This window comes from Acinetobacter sp. TGL-Y2 (assembly GCF_001612555.1).
Taxonomy (GTDB): domain Bacteria; phylum Pseudomonadota; class Gammaproteobacteria; order Pseudomonadales; family Moraxellaceae; genus Acinetobacter.
In genome coordinates this window covers 1,293,566-1,308,609 of the sequence record NZ_CP015110.1, presented here as the reverse complement: position 1 = coordinate 1,308,609, position 15,044 = coordinate 1,293,566, and the positions used below count along the sequence as shown (strand labels likewise).

Sequence of the window (15,044 nt, the reverse complement as noted above, 5' to 3'; positions counted from 1 at the left end):
AACACCAATATATTCAACCACTTAATTTAAATATATTAAATAATTTTTTAGCGCTACTACACATTAAACACGCTCATTTAGCTTAACTATACAATCAGTCACTCTTTTCAGTGCTTTGATCTCGTATTTGTTTTAAATCCGCAATGCCCTGATACAACTGTTGCTGAATTTCGTCACGAAATAAGCTCAGATCATCCGTGTGAAAGTCATTCAAGTTCATGCGTTCTAGAAATTTAAAATAAAAAGGAATACGTTTGGGAATGATATTTGTAGGGATCGATGGAATCATCTCACCCTGTCTTAACCATTGACCAATTATGGGTACACTCAACACTTTCTTGAACCATGTTTGCTCTAAAAGTGCGTTGGCATCATAAGCCAAGTCATACACATCATCACCACCCAATGCGACAAAGGGTGCAATGTCATAATTATACGCTTTTGCTAATTTTAGAAAACCATAACGCTCTTTCCAAATCAGCTGATATTCCTCACCTTTACGCTTGACTACTTCACGACCACCGCCAGGGAAAACCAACAGCGAATATCCCTGCTGCATTACCTCTTGAGCATATTCTTGCAAACCATCTACTGCACCCATTTTTTTAACCAGATCGCGCCAAAATGGCACTTTAAAATGCAAATGATCACCCAAGCTGACAATGGCAATTTTATGTTCAGTAAATAAATAATCGATGAGAACGGGTGAATCTAAAACACCATAAATGGTGTGATTACCCACGTACATTGCAGGCTTTTGCGCATCAATATATTCAGTACCTAAGAAAGTCGGCTGAAAGTAAAAGCGTTGCAAGGCACTGCCGAGTCGAATCATTTTCGAGTTATGCTGGATTTGCAACGCTTTTTTAGTCATGTTGGTCTACTTTTTTAAAATATGCTTTTACGTATCAATGATTAAGCGACACGTTTTTGCACAAGAATTGAACCCACTGAGTAGCCCGCGCCGAATGAACACAGTACGCCATACTCGCCATCGTTCACTTGATCCGCGGTACGATGCAACGCAATGATCACACCTGCAGATGAGGTATTGGCAAACTCATCTAAAATAATCGGTACAAGTGCAGGATCTGCTTCTGCTGCCGCCTTACCCACGACTAATTTTAAAATCAGCTCATTCATGCTGGCATTGGCTTGATGTAACCAAAAACGCTTCACATTGGTCGGTTCAATCTGATTCTTTTCAAGTTGCTTGCTAATCATTTTTGCAACCAATGGACAAACTTCTTTAAACACTTTACGTCCATCTTGACGGAATTGTTTGTCGTCTGCTGTCGCATTCTCACTAAAATTCAAGAAGCCAAAGTTATTGCGAATATTGTTTGAGAACTGAGTAAACAACTGTGTATCTATAATTTCAAAACCTGTTTTGGTTTCTGTATCTTCAATAATCGATGCTGTCGCAACATCACCAAAAATAAAGTGACAATCACGTGAGCGATAGTCTGTATGACCCGATGTGATTTCGACATTGACCAAGAGCACACGGCGTGCGCCACATTTAATCGCATCATAAGCTTGTTTTAAACCGAAAGTCGCCGCTGAACACGCGACATTCATGTCATAAGCATAGCCCTGAATACCCAAAGCCGTTTGAATCTCAATGGCAACTGCAGGATAGGCTCGTTGTAAATTTGAACAGGCCAATATCACCACATCGATATCCTCTGCAGTCACCCCTGCATTGTCCATCGCTTGTTTTGCGGCAATCACACCCCACTCCGCTTGCAGTGAAAGCTCGTCATTACTGCGTTCAGATAAGTTTGGACGTAAACGGTTCGGATCAAGCACACCTGATTTTTCAACTACATAACGTGCTTTGACACCAGAGGCTTTTTCAATAAATTCAGCGCTCGAACCACGGCGCGCTTCAATTTCGCCTGCTGCAATCTTTTCAGCATTTTCAAGATTAAACTTTTCTACATAAGCATTTAAACTTTCAACTAACTCTTCATTGGTCACAACTTCAGTGGGATGATACAAGCCAGTACCTGTAATACGAATGCCCATGTAAAACTCCTTCTTAAATTCACTTGAATTTCAAAAACTCACGCTATATTAACTGATTCCGAGACGTTCCCATACTTTTTGTATACGGGTCGGAGAAATTGGCATTTTGGTTTTCATTGGTTGTGAGAACAATGAGATACGCAGTTCTTCCACCATAAAATAAACCTCTTTCATGCGCGGCTCTTTCTCAAACTTAAACAATTTATCCATCCACGGGTCGACTTGTTGAATCGCATCATCATCGCGTTGTAAATTATGCGACAACCGTTCTAAACGCATCAAGAGTGCCTTCAGATAGCGTGGAAATTCCATCCACACATCCACAGGCTTGGTATAAACGAATTGAGATAAATCCATCAGATCGAGCTGATCTTCCATATCATCTATATTTTTGGCATAAATATTTTGATTAAGCACCAAAAGTTGCTGACGAATCTGTTGCCACTGGATATAAATATCACTCATGATTTTTAGGGTGTCCTGACCGTGAGTTAAAAACTCTTTCTTGACTTTTACAAGTAGATTTTGGTACTCATATTCATTGATGGGTAAATCTGTAATCGACATCTGTAAGGTCGCATACACCAGCATTTGTTCAAGTTTGGCCTTATCGCCCAGCGGTGAATATGCCAGCGCCATTGGTCTAGAAATTTGCTTTTTCAACTGACGAATTAAATCCCCCAATTGCATATGCACCAGACGAATCACACCTTCTCGATGCTGTAAAATCGCTTCACTTTGATCATTAAAGGTCTGAATCACCACGCCAGATTCATCTTTAGCATCAAGTTCTGAAAACTTCTTCGTGGCCACCAAGGCTTGGTACTGTTTGACCACCACACCCGTCACTTTTTGAGAAGCTTCAAAGACGAACTTTTCTGGGAAAATGCTAAATTCACCTTTCAACTGTTTGACTGGACTGTGTGTCTCTGCACGGCAACGCGCTTTGAGCTCTGTCAGATCACGACCTTTTTCAATCAGTTTGCCTTTTTCATCAATCACTCGAATCAGCGGTCGTAAATAATCTTCAATACGATCGAATGAAAAATCCTTTTCAGAAATTTGCTCGCCTCGTAAAGCAAAACCTAAATAACAAAAAATATGCTGATTTAAATGGACTGCATCAATGCCTTTGATGAGCTTGCGCGCAGTATCTGGTATCGGCACCAGATTTCGACGCTTGTCTTTAGGAAGCGCTTTCAGTAAAGCTTCGATCAAATCCTGACGCCAACCTGGAATACCCCATGACCAGATATTTTCATCGACTTGAGCCAGCGCTTGAATTGGAATCTTAACCGTTGCACCGTCTTCATCGTGACTTGGATCAAAACGATAGCTTGCCGCTAAACGCAATCCTCCATTATGCAAATAGTCTGGAAATTGTTGTGTAGTCGGACGGTCATCCATCCACAGCGAATCTTCTTCTATATATAAATAACGCGGCTCGCTAGGTTCAACCGTTGCGCGCCAGTCTTCAAAACTTCGACGACTTGCTACATCTTCAGGCACTTTCGATGCATAAAACTGATAAATCGTTTCTTCATCGACCACCAAATCGCGTCGACGCAATTTATCCTCTACCCGCTCAACTTCTTCAAGTTTCAATAAATTGTGCTTTAAAAATGGAGGTGTAATACCCAAATTACCCGTCGTTAAAGCATCTCGAAGGAAAATTTCATGTGCCGCCTCTTGATCAACTTTCTCATAATTCATCAAAAGTTTCGGTTGAACGATCAATCCAAATAGCGAGATTTGATCATAAGCATTGACCACACCGGCTTTTTTCGACCAATGCGGCTCAAAATAATGATGCTTCAGCAAATCACCTGCCGCGAGCAAAATCCATTCTGGTTCAATCTTCGCTAGCGTTCTTAAATACACTTGAGATGTTTCAACCATCTCAAATGCCATCACCCAAGGTATGTTGCTTTTATGCAAAGTTGAAGCAGGGAAAATACGTGCTTTTTGCTGACGCACTGCCATAAACACATTACGTTCATCCGTTTTATTGGCAATAAAAGACAACAGCCCTGTCAGTAAAGCCCGATGCAAGTTTTCATAATTCGCCGCTTTACTGTTAAAAGAGAGTTTTAAACCTTCCGCCAGCTCAGTCAATTGCTCATGGGTTTTCTTCCATTCACGTATACGAAGCCAACTTAAAAAATGCTGCCGTGCAAAATTACGACGTTTATTTTCATTCATCGTTTCACGGTTTTGCTGCAAGGTTTCCCATAACTTTATATAAAATAAAAAGTCAGATTCACCTTCTTTAAACAATGCATGTTTTTGATCTGCCTGCATTTGCTTGTCTGCAGGACGCTCACGGGGATCTTGCACTGCCAAAGCCGAGACGATAATTAAGACTTCATTCAATACCCCAAAATGCGCCCCACCCAAAATCATTCGAGCTAAGCGCGGATCAATCGGCATCTTCGCCATGAGTTGACCAATTTTGGTTAAGGTATCCCGACTTTGCGGAGGTGCATTTTTTTTCACCGCAGGTTGAGAGGGAGGATTCTCTTTTTCAACTTTTTCATTGCTCTTACTTTCAATCGATTGATTTGACTGCGGCGCTTTCTTCTCACTCATTGCACCCAATTCAATCAAAAGCTTACGACCATCATTCACCAAACGGTGATCAGGTGGCTCAATGAAATCGAAATCTTCAAGCGAACCTAAGTTCAAACTTTGCATCTGTAAAATAACGGATGCCAAATTGGTTCGTTTAATTTCAGGTTCAGTAAACTCAGGACGGCCTAAAAAGTCATCTTCACTATACAGACGAATACAGACACCGGGTGCAATACGACCACAGCGCCCTTTACGCTGATTGGCTGCGGCTTGTGAAATCGCCTCGATTGGCAGACGTTGTACCCGTGAACGATAGCTATAACGTGAAATACGTGCAAAACCACTATCAATCACATAACGAATATTCGGAACCGTCAGTGCGGTTTCAGCAACGTTGGTGGCAATAATAATCCGTCGTCCACCACCACCTGCATTGAAAATACGTTGCTGTTCTGCAATCGCAAGTCGAGCATACAGCGGTAAAATTTCGGTGTGTTTTGGACCAAATTTTTGTAGGGTTTCTTGTAGTTCTCGAATTTCAAGTTCTGTACTGGCAAAAATCAAAATATCCGCGTGTTCAGGATGCCCTTTTTCTTGTGCATCTTGAAAACATTCTTCAACCGCTTGCACGACTGCTCGCGGTAAATTTTCTTCAAAATCATCAAATTCATCATCATCACTACCCACAATACTCATTTCTGAAATAGGTCGATAACGCAGTTCTACTGGAAAACTTCGACCTTCAACTTCAAAAATCGGGGCATTGTTAAAGTAAGCACTAAAGCGATTTACATCTAAAGTCGCAGACGTCACGATCACCTTTAAATCTGGGCGTTTGGGTAGTAGCTGCTTTAAATAGCCCATGATAAAGTCGATATTGAGTGAGCGCTCATGCGCCTCATCAATAATGATCGTATCGTATTTTGTTAAAAAGCGATCATGACCCAATTCAGCAAGCAGAATCCCATCGGTCATTAGACGCACCAATGAGTCCTGAGAGCCTTGCTCATTAAAACGGATTTTAAAACTGATCGACTCACCGAGTTTTTGACCGACTTCTTCTGAAATTCGCTGAGAGACTGTACGCGCCGCCAAACGACGTGGCTGTGTATGACCAATCATTCCAGTCAAACCACGTCCTGCAAGCATTGCAATTTGAGGGAGCTGAGTAGTCTTACCTGAACCCGTTTCTCCTGCCACAATCACCACTTGGTTCTGCTGAATGGCCTCAATCAACTTGTCTGTATATTGGGTCACAGGCAAATCTTGATTCAGTTTAATGTTGGGAATACTGTCTAGACGTGAACGGACTTTTAAATTGGATTTTTCAAATAATTCTTGATACTGCTTTGGATTTGCATCTTTACCTTTACGCAGTCGATTTAAACGATGACGGTCGCGAGCCATGACCCATTGATCTACATTTAAATGACTTACCACAGATGACGTACCCTAAAAGTAAAGATGAATTGCCTATTTTACGCTGTAACAAGATACAGGCATAGTCTTTGACCTACAAAACTCAGACTGAACAGATCATTTAACACCATGTCATTTAATTGTTGATTTTTATCCTCAGAAAATTCATCTCTAATATTCTATTAAACTAGTGACCTATTGACCTATTTCGAACTGATGTTTATTTATTTTTTTCTTTAGAAAAGCGTTATATGGCGCATATATCTACGATCACGATATTGATTTCCATTATTTTTCTATCTTTTTTAAACTCAGCCCTTGAATTCTCACTCCAATGGCTTCATGTTTAACAACGGATCTTTTCTTAACTTTTCTTTTGTCATGAAAGAATCATAACTTTGATGTTGAATGACAAAATGACTGTATTGAGTGAAATTGAATACTTCTCACATTACTCAGTTCGGTTTTTCCGATGCTAGTTATGTAAAAATACTGTTTCAGCAATAACACAAGTTTCGATACTCTATTAGAAATTAAAGACAATCCTTAATCATGGAGACAATGATGAGCTTAATTAATACTGAAGTTAAACCATTCGCAGCGACTGCTTACCACAACGGTCAATTTGTAGATGTTACAGAAGCTGATCTTAAAGGCAAATGGTCTGTCGTATTCTTCTACCCAGCTGACTTCACTTTTGTTTGTCCAACTGAACTTGGCGATCTTGCTGACAACTATGCTGAATTCCAAAAATTAGGCGTGGAAGTTTACGGTGTTTCAACTGACACTCACTTCACTCATAAAGCTTGGCATGATACTTCTGAAGTGATTGGTAAAATCCAATACCCATTAATTGGCGATCCAACGTGGACTTTGTCTAAAAACTTTGAAGTTCTAATCGAAGCTGCTGGTCTTGCTGACCGTGGTACTTTCGTTATCGATCCAGAAGGTAAAATCCAAATCGTTGAAATCAACGCTGGTGGTATTGGCCGTGATGCTTCTGAACTTCTTCGTAAAGTTAAAGCAGCTCAATACGTACATGCTCACCCAGGCGAAGTTTGCCCTGCTAAATGGAAAGAAGGCGATGCAACGCTTGCGCCTTCAATCGACCTAGTAGGTAAAATCTAATTCTTTAATTAGATCGAACTGATTTAAAAAAACCACGCTTTTAGCGTGGTTTTTTATTTGAATCATCCATTAACTTTTTTATTTAAAAATCGTTATTAGTGGTCAAAGATGAGGTAATACAGTTCAAAATTCAGGCGTTCTTATACATTTATTTCAGCTTAAATTTTCATAATAGACTGATCTAAAAATTATCATGTTTTTAATTTATTCATATTTTCCATCAAATAAATAGAAAACTTAATCTCATTTTGAGCATGCATTTGGATTTACAAATCTGCTATACATAAGCTTTCCTATCTGACTTATGGTCACAATAGGTTTAGCAAATCTAATAACATCATCATAAGCCTATAGTTCAAGGAGATGCCATGGGAACACCTCTTGCTGTGACGACTTGGAAATATAATGCGACCTCGCGCTATTTAAAAATATTTTACAATAATGGCTCTGGTGAGCTTTATCACCCTGTACCAGAGTTTATCTATAACAACTTATTGCGTAGCAGTGATAAAACGGCTTTTGTTCACAAGTACTTAGAATATGACTTACATTTCACCAGAATCAGCATTAATTAGACATTAAAAAGGATCAAATTGACGTTTGATCCTTTTACCGCTTTAGGTTGATCTATCCACTTTAATCTTTAAAAGTTACCATCAATAAGCCCGCGCCTATGGTCAATGTCGTAGAGATGAATCTTGAATCATTTTCAATTAAATCAAAAATAGCTTGAACCTCATGCGCGTGTGAAATTACATTATCAATGATCAGTACGCCACCCTTGGGTTCGAGCAAATGCTGCAAATATACCCAATAGTCGACATAAGCATCACGCTCTGCATCCAACACAATAAAATCAAATTTTTGCCTACAAGATCGCAAAATATGCCTGCATCAACCACTCGAAAATCAATGACATGATCAAGCTTTAACGCTTTCGCATAATGCTGCGCCTTCACGGTTCTGTCTGGATCAATTTCTAAAGTGATCAGTTTTGCTTGAGTGACTTGCGCTGCATCTGCCAACCAAAGGGTTGAATAACCCGTGGATGTTCCAATTTCTAAAATACGCTTAGATTGTTGAATACGGATCAACATCGCTAAAAAACGTGCGGATTCAGGCTCAATATTTCGATATCGACCTAGGCGCTCAGATTGCGATGCATCATACGCTTTAAATTCTGCATAAATGTCTTGCATCTTGGATATGAAATATTGGTCTAAACTCATAATTAAGCCTTATTTTTATTACTTTACTCAACCTGTTTATAGGACTTCTTGAATGAGTTTAAAGCGCTCCACTTCTCGATCATCGGGTGTGGTAATCATTTCAGTAAACATGGTTAAAGGTCTTACCCAAATCGAATAATCCCCATATAAACATTGATATACCACTAACTTTTCTTCAGTTTCACTATGCGTTGCGACATTCATCACTTGATAAAGTTGACCTTTATAATGTTGATATATTCCTTTTTTTAAGCTCATTGCGTTCAATCTACCTATTCATGTTGATTTAATTATAACATTGCTATTTTATTTTATAAGAATTTAACAATTTGGTCTTATAGGATGATTTTGCTGATCTTTTTCAGTTGTTTTATCCCATTATCATTTGAATTTTCTTACACTTAGCGCCATATAAGCTGTAAATTTCATTTTGATATTTGGCGACTAAATTTCCATTACAGGCTATAAATCCATAAAACCGATTGTTTATATAAAAACAAACTGTTTTACCTATTTCATGTTTTGCTCTACTATGGCTGTATTCAATAAACATTTACTCCTTTGGAGACGTTAGCCATGTTAGATCAAAATACTTCCGCACAACTTAAAACACTTCTTGAACGCTTAGAAAGCCCTATCGAAATCGTGGCAACCTTAAATGATTCTGATAAATCAAAGCAAATTAAAGAATTGGTAGAAGAAGTCGCAGCTTTATCTGCATTGGTGACTGCACGTTTCGACGGTACAAATAGCCGCGCACCAAGTTTTGGTATCGCGAAAATGGGTGAACAACCTCGTGTTAATTTCGCAGGTTTACCCATGGGTCATGAGTTCACCTCGTTAATCTTAGCATTGTTACAAGTATCAGGTTATGCACCAAAAGTCTCTGATGAAGTCTTGGCGCAAATTAAAGATTTGAATATAAAAGCTGACTTTGATGTATTTGTATCGTTGAGCTGTCATAACTGCCCAGACGTGGTTCAAGCACTCAACTTGATTGCAATTAACAACCCAGGCACAACAGCAACCATGATTGATGGTGCATTCTTCCAAGATGAAGTTGAAGAACGTAAAATCATGGCCGTTCCGATGTTGTTCCAAGACGGTGAGCATATTGGTCAAGGTCGTATGACTTTGGAAGAAATCATTGCCAAGTTAGATACCAACTCTGCTGCGAAAGACGCTGAGAAATTGAATGCCAAAGAAGCCTTTGATGTATTGGTGATTGGTGGTGGTCCTGCAGGGAATACCGCAGCCATCTATGCTGCTCGTAAAGGCATCAAAACAGGGATCGTAGCTGAGCGCATGGGTGGTCAAGTCATGGATACCATGGACATTGAAAATTTCACTTCAGTGCAAAAAACACAAGGTCCTAAGTTTGCAGCCGAAATGGAAGCACATGTACGTGAGTACGGTGTCGACATCATGAACCTGCAACGTGTGAAATCAATTGTGGGTGCAGACCAAACTACGTATGGCAATGTTGAAATCACTTTGGAAAATGGTGCAAAACTTGAATCGAAAACCGTGATCCTCTCTACAGGTGCACGTTGGAGAGAAATGAATGTACCAGGCGAGCAAGAATACAAAACTCGTGGTGTTGCCTACTGCCCGCATTGTGACGGCCCACTGTTTAAAGCTAAACGTGTTGCGGTGATCGGTGGTGGTAACTCAGGTGTAGAAGCGGCGATTGATCTTGCAGGGATTGTTGAGCATGTAACACTGGTTGAATTTGATACCAAACTTCGTGCTGACCAAGTGCTTCAAGACAAATTGAATAGCTTACCCAACACCACTGTGATCAAAAATGCCTTATCGACAGAAGTGGTGGGTGATGGCAAACAAGTAACTGCTTTGAAATACAAAGACCGTGCAACTGATGAAGAACATACGGTTGAACTTGCAGGGATCTTTGTACAGATTGGTTTGTTGCCCAATACGGATTTCTTGAAAGAATCGGATGTTGAACTGAGTAACCGCGGTGAGATCATCATTAATGATCGTAACGAAACCAATGTCAAAGGAGTATTTGCTGCAGGTGACTGTACCACTGTGCCTTATAAGCAAATCATTATTGCCACAGGTGAAGGCGCAAAAGCATCATTGTCTGCTTTTGATTATATGATCCGTTCGGGGCAGTAATCGAATTTTAAAAGAAAAGAAGGCAGGTTTTAGATAGATATCTTGAACTTAAATGCATGCCTTCGAGTCAAAGTCCGATATTAAACCCATGATGTTATTACTAACATCATGGGTTTTTATTTTAAGCCAATAAAATCTTTACAATTTTCAATATTTATTTTTTGCTGAACTTGTATATATTGGTCTCATCCAAAGACCTTGGATCAAAATAATAGTTTAATAAAGGTAGATAAAATGAATAAATTACTTGTTGCTTTAGGTCTTGCTGCTACTGTTGCTTTAGTTGGTTGTAATAAAGAGAAAGCACCTGAAACAGGCGCTACAACGGGTGAGCATTTAGAAAATGCTGCAACTCAAGCCGGTGAAGACATTAAAGATGCAACTCAAAATGCTGCTGATAATACGGCTGTAGCGGTAGATAACGCTGCTGCTGCAACTGAAAATGCTGCACATAACACAGCTGTAGCGGTAGATAACGCTGCTGATGCGACTGTTGATGCAACCAAAGATGCAACTGCTAACGCTGCTGCTGCGGTTGAAGAAGGCGCTTCAAATGTAAAAGAAAAAGCTCAACAATAATTTTTGCTGAGTTAAAAAGCCCTGTCTAAGGGCTTTTTATTTATCTGATGATAAATAACTTGATTTAAACTCGAAATATCTTCTATTTTAAATAAACATTCAATTTCACTAAAGCATCAATGTCGATATCTCAGCATGAACAGCCTCACTATATTCACCGCACTGGATGGTTACGCGCCTCAGTCCTCGGGGCCAATGATGGGATTATTTCTGTCACCAGTTTAGTTTTGGGCATGGCAGCAAGTGGCGCATCCAATCACACCCTTTTTATCAGCTGTATTGCGGGCCTTATTGCTGGTGCTTTATCTATGGCTGCAGGTGAATACATTTCAGTTAAATCTCAATCTGATATTGAAGAAGCAGATTTAAAATTTGAAGCCAATGAACTAGAAAAAAATCCTCATTTGGAGCTAGCTGAGCTTACACAGATCTATATTCAACGTGGCGTTAATCCCAAGCTTGCGCATGAAGTTGCGGTAGAGCTTATGGATCATGATGCCTTGCAAGCACATGCACGTGATGAAATTGGGATTAATGAAATGACCAGTGCTAAACCCATACTCGCTGCTTGGTCATCTGCCCTTTCCTTTTCATTGGGTGCATTTTTTCCACTCATGGCGATTTTGTTCAGCTCTGCTGAAAATTTGATGCTTATCGTTGGGCTGGTTGGCGCGTGTTCTTTAGGTTTATTGGGTGTCATGTCGGGTTATTTTACAGGGACATCTATGCTAAAAGGTTGTATTCGCGTCATGCTCTGGGGAATTGCTGCGATGCTGTTAACAAGCTGGCTTGGTTCTTTATTTAATGTTTGATTGAGGACATCGGTTCATATTTAAACTTTATTACGCTAAAAAAAAGAGCACATTATCAAAATAACCAATATACAAAATCAATTAATCTCAGCAAAATACCCGCGTTATATAGATACTCGAATACCCCATTTGAGTGTAGATCACTTAAAATAAACCTTTAATATATTTTACTATTTACTCCCATGTCTATTATCGCAGCAAAATCTGATCGCTCCCAGTTATCGGTTTGGGTGGCTATTTTCCTATTATTGGTGGGTATGATCGGCGCTTATCAAATCGTAGGTATAAACCAAGCGCTGCTGTTTTCAATTGGTGGCGCTTTAGGTATGACCTTATATCATGCTTCTTTTGGCTTCACTTCGAGCTGGCGTGTATTTATTAAAGAACGGCGTGGTCGTGGATTGCGCGCTCAAATGATCATGCTTGGTGTTGCAGTATTATTGTTTTTCCCAGCACTCGGTGCAGGTGAGCTTTTCGGCAATCCAGTGAAAGGTAATATCAGCCCCGTGTCTATGTCGGTCATGATAGGTGCCTTCATTTTTGGTATTGGTATGCAACTCGGTGGCGGCTGTGCATCAGGAACACTCTATACTGTAGGTGGTGGTAGTTCTCGTATGCTCATCACCTTATTCTTCTTCTGTACAGGTTCTTTAATTGCGACCACGCATCTAGACTGGTGGTTCAATCTACCTCATCTTGCACCTATTTCTGTGGTGGCAAGTCTAGGCGTCGTGCCTGCGCTACTTATCAACTTTGTGTTGTTTGCACTCATTGCGCTAGCCACTATATATTTTGAGAAGAAACGTCATGGCTCGCTTGAGCTTGAACCCGAGAGTGAATATCAAGGTTGGAAGCGTTTCATACGCGGTCCATGGCCACTCATCTGGGGCGGTATTATTTTAACCCTGCTCAACTTTGCCACTTTAGCTTTGGCAGGTCGTCCTTGGGGTGTAACCTCTGCGTTGGCAGTTTGGGCGGCAAAAGTAGCAGCATTCGGTGGTATTGATGTTGCGTCTTGGGCCTATTGGCAAATACCAGGCAATGCCAAAGCACTGTCAGAATCACTGTGGTTTGATATCACCTCCATGATGAACTTCGGTATCATGTTGGGTGCTTTATTGGCAGCAAGCTTAGCTGGAAAATTTGCACCTCGCTTAAACATTCCGAAACGTTCAATTGTTGCGGCGGTAATCGGTGGCTTAATGCTCGGTTACGGCGCACGTTTAGCATATGGCTGTAATATCGGTGCTTACTTCAGCGGCATTGCGTCAGGCAGCGTACACGGATGGTTATGGCTCATTTTTGCCTTTATTGGCAATAGTGTCGGTGTAAAACTCCGTCCTGTCTTTTTTCCAGATGAAAAACCGCAGTCTGAAAAATTGACTGGTTGTTAATCTACACACTTTAAAACACGCAGCTCATCTTGATGATGGGCTTTTTTTTTAATGAATGAAACTCAATATAGCGCCTATATCCTTTAAGCTTTATTGCAATCATTCTAAATTTGTTTCTATGAAGAAAATTAAAGACAAACCATATGATCAGCGAAGCATGTTATTTTCATTTCTAAATTGTAGTTTGAGTGATTGCCCTAGATAAGCAATCTTCAATCTTCAATCTTCAATCTTCAATCTTCAATCTTCAATCTTCAATCTTCAATCTTCAATCTTCAATCTTCAATCTTCAATCTTCAATCTTCAAAGCATAAAAAAACCCATCATCAGATGGGCTTTTTTAATCAAACAAACTTATATTTTCTTTTTTAAGGTCGCATCTAATTGTTCTTTATCTAACGCATTATCCCAACGCGCAATTACGATTGTAGCGCATGCATTACCCACCAAGTTGGTGAGCGCACGGCATTCTGACATGAAACGGTCAATACCCAGAATCAAGGCCATACCCGCAACAGGCAAAGCAGGAACAACAGACAATGTCGCTGCAAGTGTAATAAAGCCTGCACCTGTCACCCCAGCTGCACCTTTAGAACTGACCATCGCGACAAGTAAAATGGTTAACTGCTCCCAAATGGTCAAATCGATATTACAAGCTTGCGCAATAAATAGCGCCGCCATGGTCATGTAGATATTGGTACCATCAAGGTTAAATGAATAACCTGTTGGAATAACCAAACCGACCACAGACTTTTCACAACCCGCTTTTTCCATTTTGGTCATCAATGTCGGTAAAGCTGCTTCAGATGAGCTTGTACCCAGTACCAACCACAATTCGTCTTTGATATAACGAATTAAATCTAAAATAGAGAAACCGTTATAACGTGCAACAGCACCCAAAATAACCAAAACGAATAACAATGATGTGATATAGAACGTCAGAATCAATAACAATAAATTACCAATACTTGAGATACCAAATGCACCAATGGTATACGCCATTGCACCGAATGCACCAATTGGCGCGAGTTTCATTAACATACCCACCAAGTAGAACACTGGTGCAGTCAGGTTGGTTAATAATTCAGTGATTGGCTTGCCTTTCTCACCTACTGCGGCAACTGCCAAACCAAAAAGTACAGCCACAAAAAGTACTTGTAAAATATCACCGCCAACCAAAGGGCTCACAAGCGTCTTCGGAATGATATTCATGAAGAAGTCAACGACCGTCGCATCATGTGCTTTTTCAACATAGGTGGCAACTTTGTCGCTTTCTAAAACAGTAGGATCAATATTCAACCCCTTACCCGGCTGAACAAGGTTTGCAACAATCATACCTACGATCAATGCCAAGGTAGAGAAGGTAATGAAGTAAAGCATTGCTTTACCAGTAACACGACCGACCGCCCCCATATTGGTCATGCCAGCAATACCCGTTGCCACTGTTAAGAAAATAACAGGTGCAATAATCATTTTTACGATTTTAATGAAAGCATCGCCTAGTGGTTTTAAGCTTTCACCGAGTTCTGGCATAAAGTGACCAAGCAAAACACCTGCTACAATTGCAAAAATCACTTGAACATAAAGAATTTGATAAAATTTTTGCTTCTTGGGTGGCTGCTGAGATTGCTCATCAACTTGAATATCCATAGAAGACCCTTTTTAAACTCAAAAAAACAATAAACCATTTATTTATATGATATTAGCATCATCAAAATAAATGAATGAGATGAAAATAC

11 protein-coding genes and 1 pseudogene are annotated in these 15,044 nt (G+C 40.0%); 6 read left to right on the top strand and 6 right to left on the bottom strand.

The window, feature by feature from the left end; all coding sequences use genetic code 11:
- Window positions 1–94 precede the first annotated feature (94 nt).
- The 3 genes from AMD27_RS06065 to AMD27_RS06055 are packed head-to-tail and all read right to left on the bottom strand — an operon-like array spanning window position 95 to window position 6,009.
- Window positions 95–874 (bottom strand): lysophospholipid acyltransferase family protein, encoded by a 780-nt coding sequence (locus AMD27_RS06065; RefSeq protein ID WP_081405932.1) that lies wholly within the window; start codon window positions 872–874, stop codon window positions 95–97.
- Between the two features lie 41 nt (window positions 875–915).
- A complete protein-coding gene (locus AMD27_RS06060) occupies window positions 916–2,031 on the bottom strand; it encodes a beta-ketoacyl-ACP synthase III (RefSeq protein ID WP_067657715.1) in 1,116 nt (371 codons plus the stop codon).
- Between the two features lie 48 nt (window positions 2,032–2,079).
- Window positions 2,080–6,009 (bottom strand): DUF3418 domain-containing protein, encoded by a 3,930-nt coding sequence (locus tag AMD27_RS06055; protein WP_416202813.1) that lies wholly within the window; start codon window positions 6,007–6,009, stop codon window positions 2,080–2,082.
- 576 nt (window positions 6,010–6,585) lie between these two features.
- On the opposite strand from AMD27_RS06055, the gene ahpC reads away from it, so the two are divergent.
- Together ahpC and AMD27_RS06045 are read left to right on the top strand one after the other, a co-directional pair.
- Complete coding sequence (gene ahpC, locus AMD27_RS06050; protein ID WP_067657709.1) at window positions 6,586–7,149, top strand: alkyl hydroperoxide reductase subunit C; 564 nt, start codon at window positions 6,586–6,588, stop codon at window positions 7,147–7,149.
- A 368-nt stretch (window positions 7,150–7,517) separates the two neighbouring features.
- A complete protein-coding gene (locus tag AMD27_RS06045) occupies window positions 7,518–7,724 on the top strand; it encodes a KTSC domain-containing protein (RefSeq protein WP_067657706.1) in 207 nt (68 codons plus the stop codon).
- Window positions 7,725–7,785: 61 nt separating this feature from the next.
- On the opposite strand, the pseudogene AMD27_RS06040 reads toward AMD27_RS06045, so the two are convergent.
- Together AMD27_RS06040 and AMD27_RS06035 are read right to left on the bottom strand one after the other, a co-directional pair.
- Window positions 7,786–8,378: pseudogene (locus AMD27_RS06040) on the bottom strand (O-methyltransferase).
- 36 nt (window positions 8,379–8,414) lie between these two features.
- A complete protein-coding gene (locus AMD27_RS06035) occupies window positions 8,415–8,636 on the bottom strand; it encodes a DUF1653 domain-containing protein (RefSeq protein ID WP_067657703.1) in 222 nt (73 codons plus the stop codon).
- Between the two features lie 318 nt (window positions 8,637–8,954).
- Here AMD27_RS06035 and ahpF point away from each other — a divergent pair, with 318 nt between their 5' ends.
- The 4 genes from ahpF to AMD27_RS06010 all read left to right on the top strand — a co-directional run bounded on the left by ahpF (window position 8,955) and on the right by AMD27_RS06010 (window position 13,305).
- The gene (ahpF, locus tag AMD27_RS06025; protein WP_067657697.1) at window positions 8,955–10,520 is read left to right on the top strand and encodes an alkyl hydroperoxide reductase subunit F; all 1,566 of its coding nucleotides are present in this window, start codon (window positions 8,955–8,957) and stop codon (window positions 10,518–10,520) included.
- Between the two features lie 234 nt (window positions 10,521–10,754).
- A complete protein-coding gene (locus AMD27_RS06020) occupies window positions 10,755–11,099 on the top strand; it encodes a hypothetical protein (protein ID WP_067657694.1) in 345 nt (114 codons plus the stop codon).
- 119 nt (window positions 11,100–11,218) lie between these two features.
- Window positions 11,219–11,911 carry a VIT1/CCC1 transporter family protein gene (locus AMD27_RS06015; RefSeq protein ID WP_067657691.1) on the top strand — a complete coding sequence of 231 codons (693 nt, stop codon included), beginning with the start codon at window positions 11,219–11,221 and terminating at the stop codon, window positions 11,909–11,911.
- Between the two features lie 182 nt (window positions 11,912–12,093).
- A complete protein-coding gene (locus AMD27_RS06010) occupies window positions 12,094–13,305 on the top strand; it encodes a YeeE/YedE family protein (RefSeq protein ID WP_067657688.1) in 1,212 nt (403 codons plus the stop codon).
- Between the two features lie 354 nt (window positions 13,306–13,659).
- Here AMD27_RS06010 and AMD27_RS06005 read toward each other — a convergent pair whose 3' ends face one another.
- Window positions 13,660–14,955 carry a dicarboxylate/amino acid:cation symporter gene (locus tag AMD27_RS06005; RefSeq protein ID WP_067657685.1) on the bottom strand — a complete coding sequence of 432 codons (1,296 nt, stop codon included), beginning with the start codon at window positions 14,953–14,955 and terminating at the stop codon, window positions 13,660–13,662.
- Window positions 14,956–15,044: the final 89 nt, after the last annotated feature.

Excerpts from the sequence above, each read along its gene's own strand:
- AMD27_RS06065 (WP_081405932.1), bottom strand. The coding sequence starts at position 874 with ATGACTAAAAAAGCGTTGCAAATCCAGCATAACTCGAAAATGATTCGA.
- AMD27_RS06060 (WP_067657715.1), bottom strand. The coding sequence starts at position 2,031 with ATGGGCATTCGTATTACAGGTACTGGCTTGTATCATCCCACTGAAGTT.
- AMD27_RS06055 (WP_416202813.1), bottom strand. The coding sequence starts at position 6,009 with ATGGCTCGCGACCGTCATCGTTTAAATCGACTGCGTAAAGGTAAAGAT.
- ahpC (WP_067657709.1), top strand. The coding sequence starts at position 6,586 with ATGAGCTTAATTAATACTGAAGTTAAACCATTCGCAGCGACTGCTTAC.
- AMD27_RS06045 (WP_067657706.1), top strand. The coding sequence starts at position 7,518 with ATGGGAACACCTCTTGCTGTGACGACTTGGAAATATAATGCGACCTCG.
- AMD27_RS06035 (WP_067657703.1), bottom strand. The coding sequence starts at position 8,636 with ATGAGCTTAAAAAAAGGAATATATCAACATTATAAAGGTCAACTTTAT.
- ahpF (WP_067657697.1), top strand. The coding sequence starts at position 8,955 with ATGTTAGATCAAAATACTTCCGCACAACTTAAAACACTTCTTGAACGC.
- AMD27_RS06020 (WP_067657694.1), top strand. The coding sequence starts at position 10,755 with ATGAATAAATTACTTGTTGCTTTAGGTCTTGCTGCTACTGTTGCTTTA.
- AMD27_RS06015 (WP_067657691.1), top strand. The coding sequence starts at position 11,219 with ATGTCGATATCTCAGCATGAACAGCCTCACTATATTCACCGCACTGGA.
- AMD27_RS06010 (WP_067657688.1), top strand. The coding sequence starts at position 12,094 with ATGTCTATTATCGCAGCAAAATCTGATCGCTCCCAGTTATCGGTTTGG.
- AMD27_RS06005 (WP_067657685.1), bottom strand. The coding sequence starts at position 14,955 with ATGGATATTCAAGTTGATGAGCAATCTCAGCAGCCACCCAAGAAGCAA.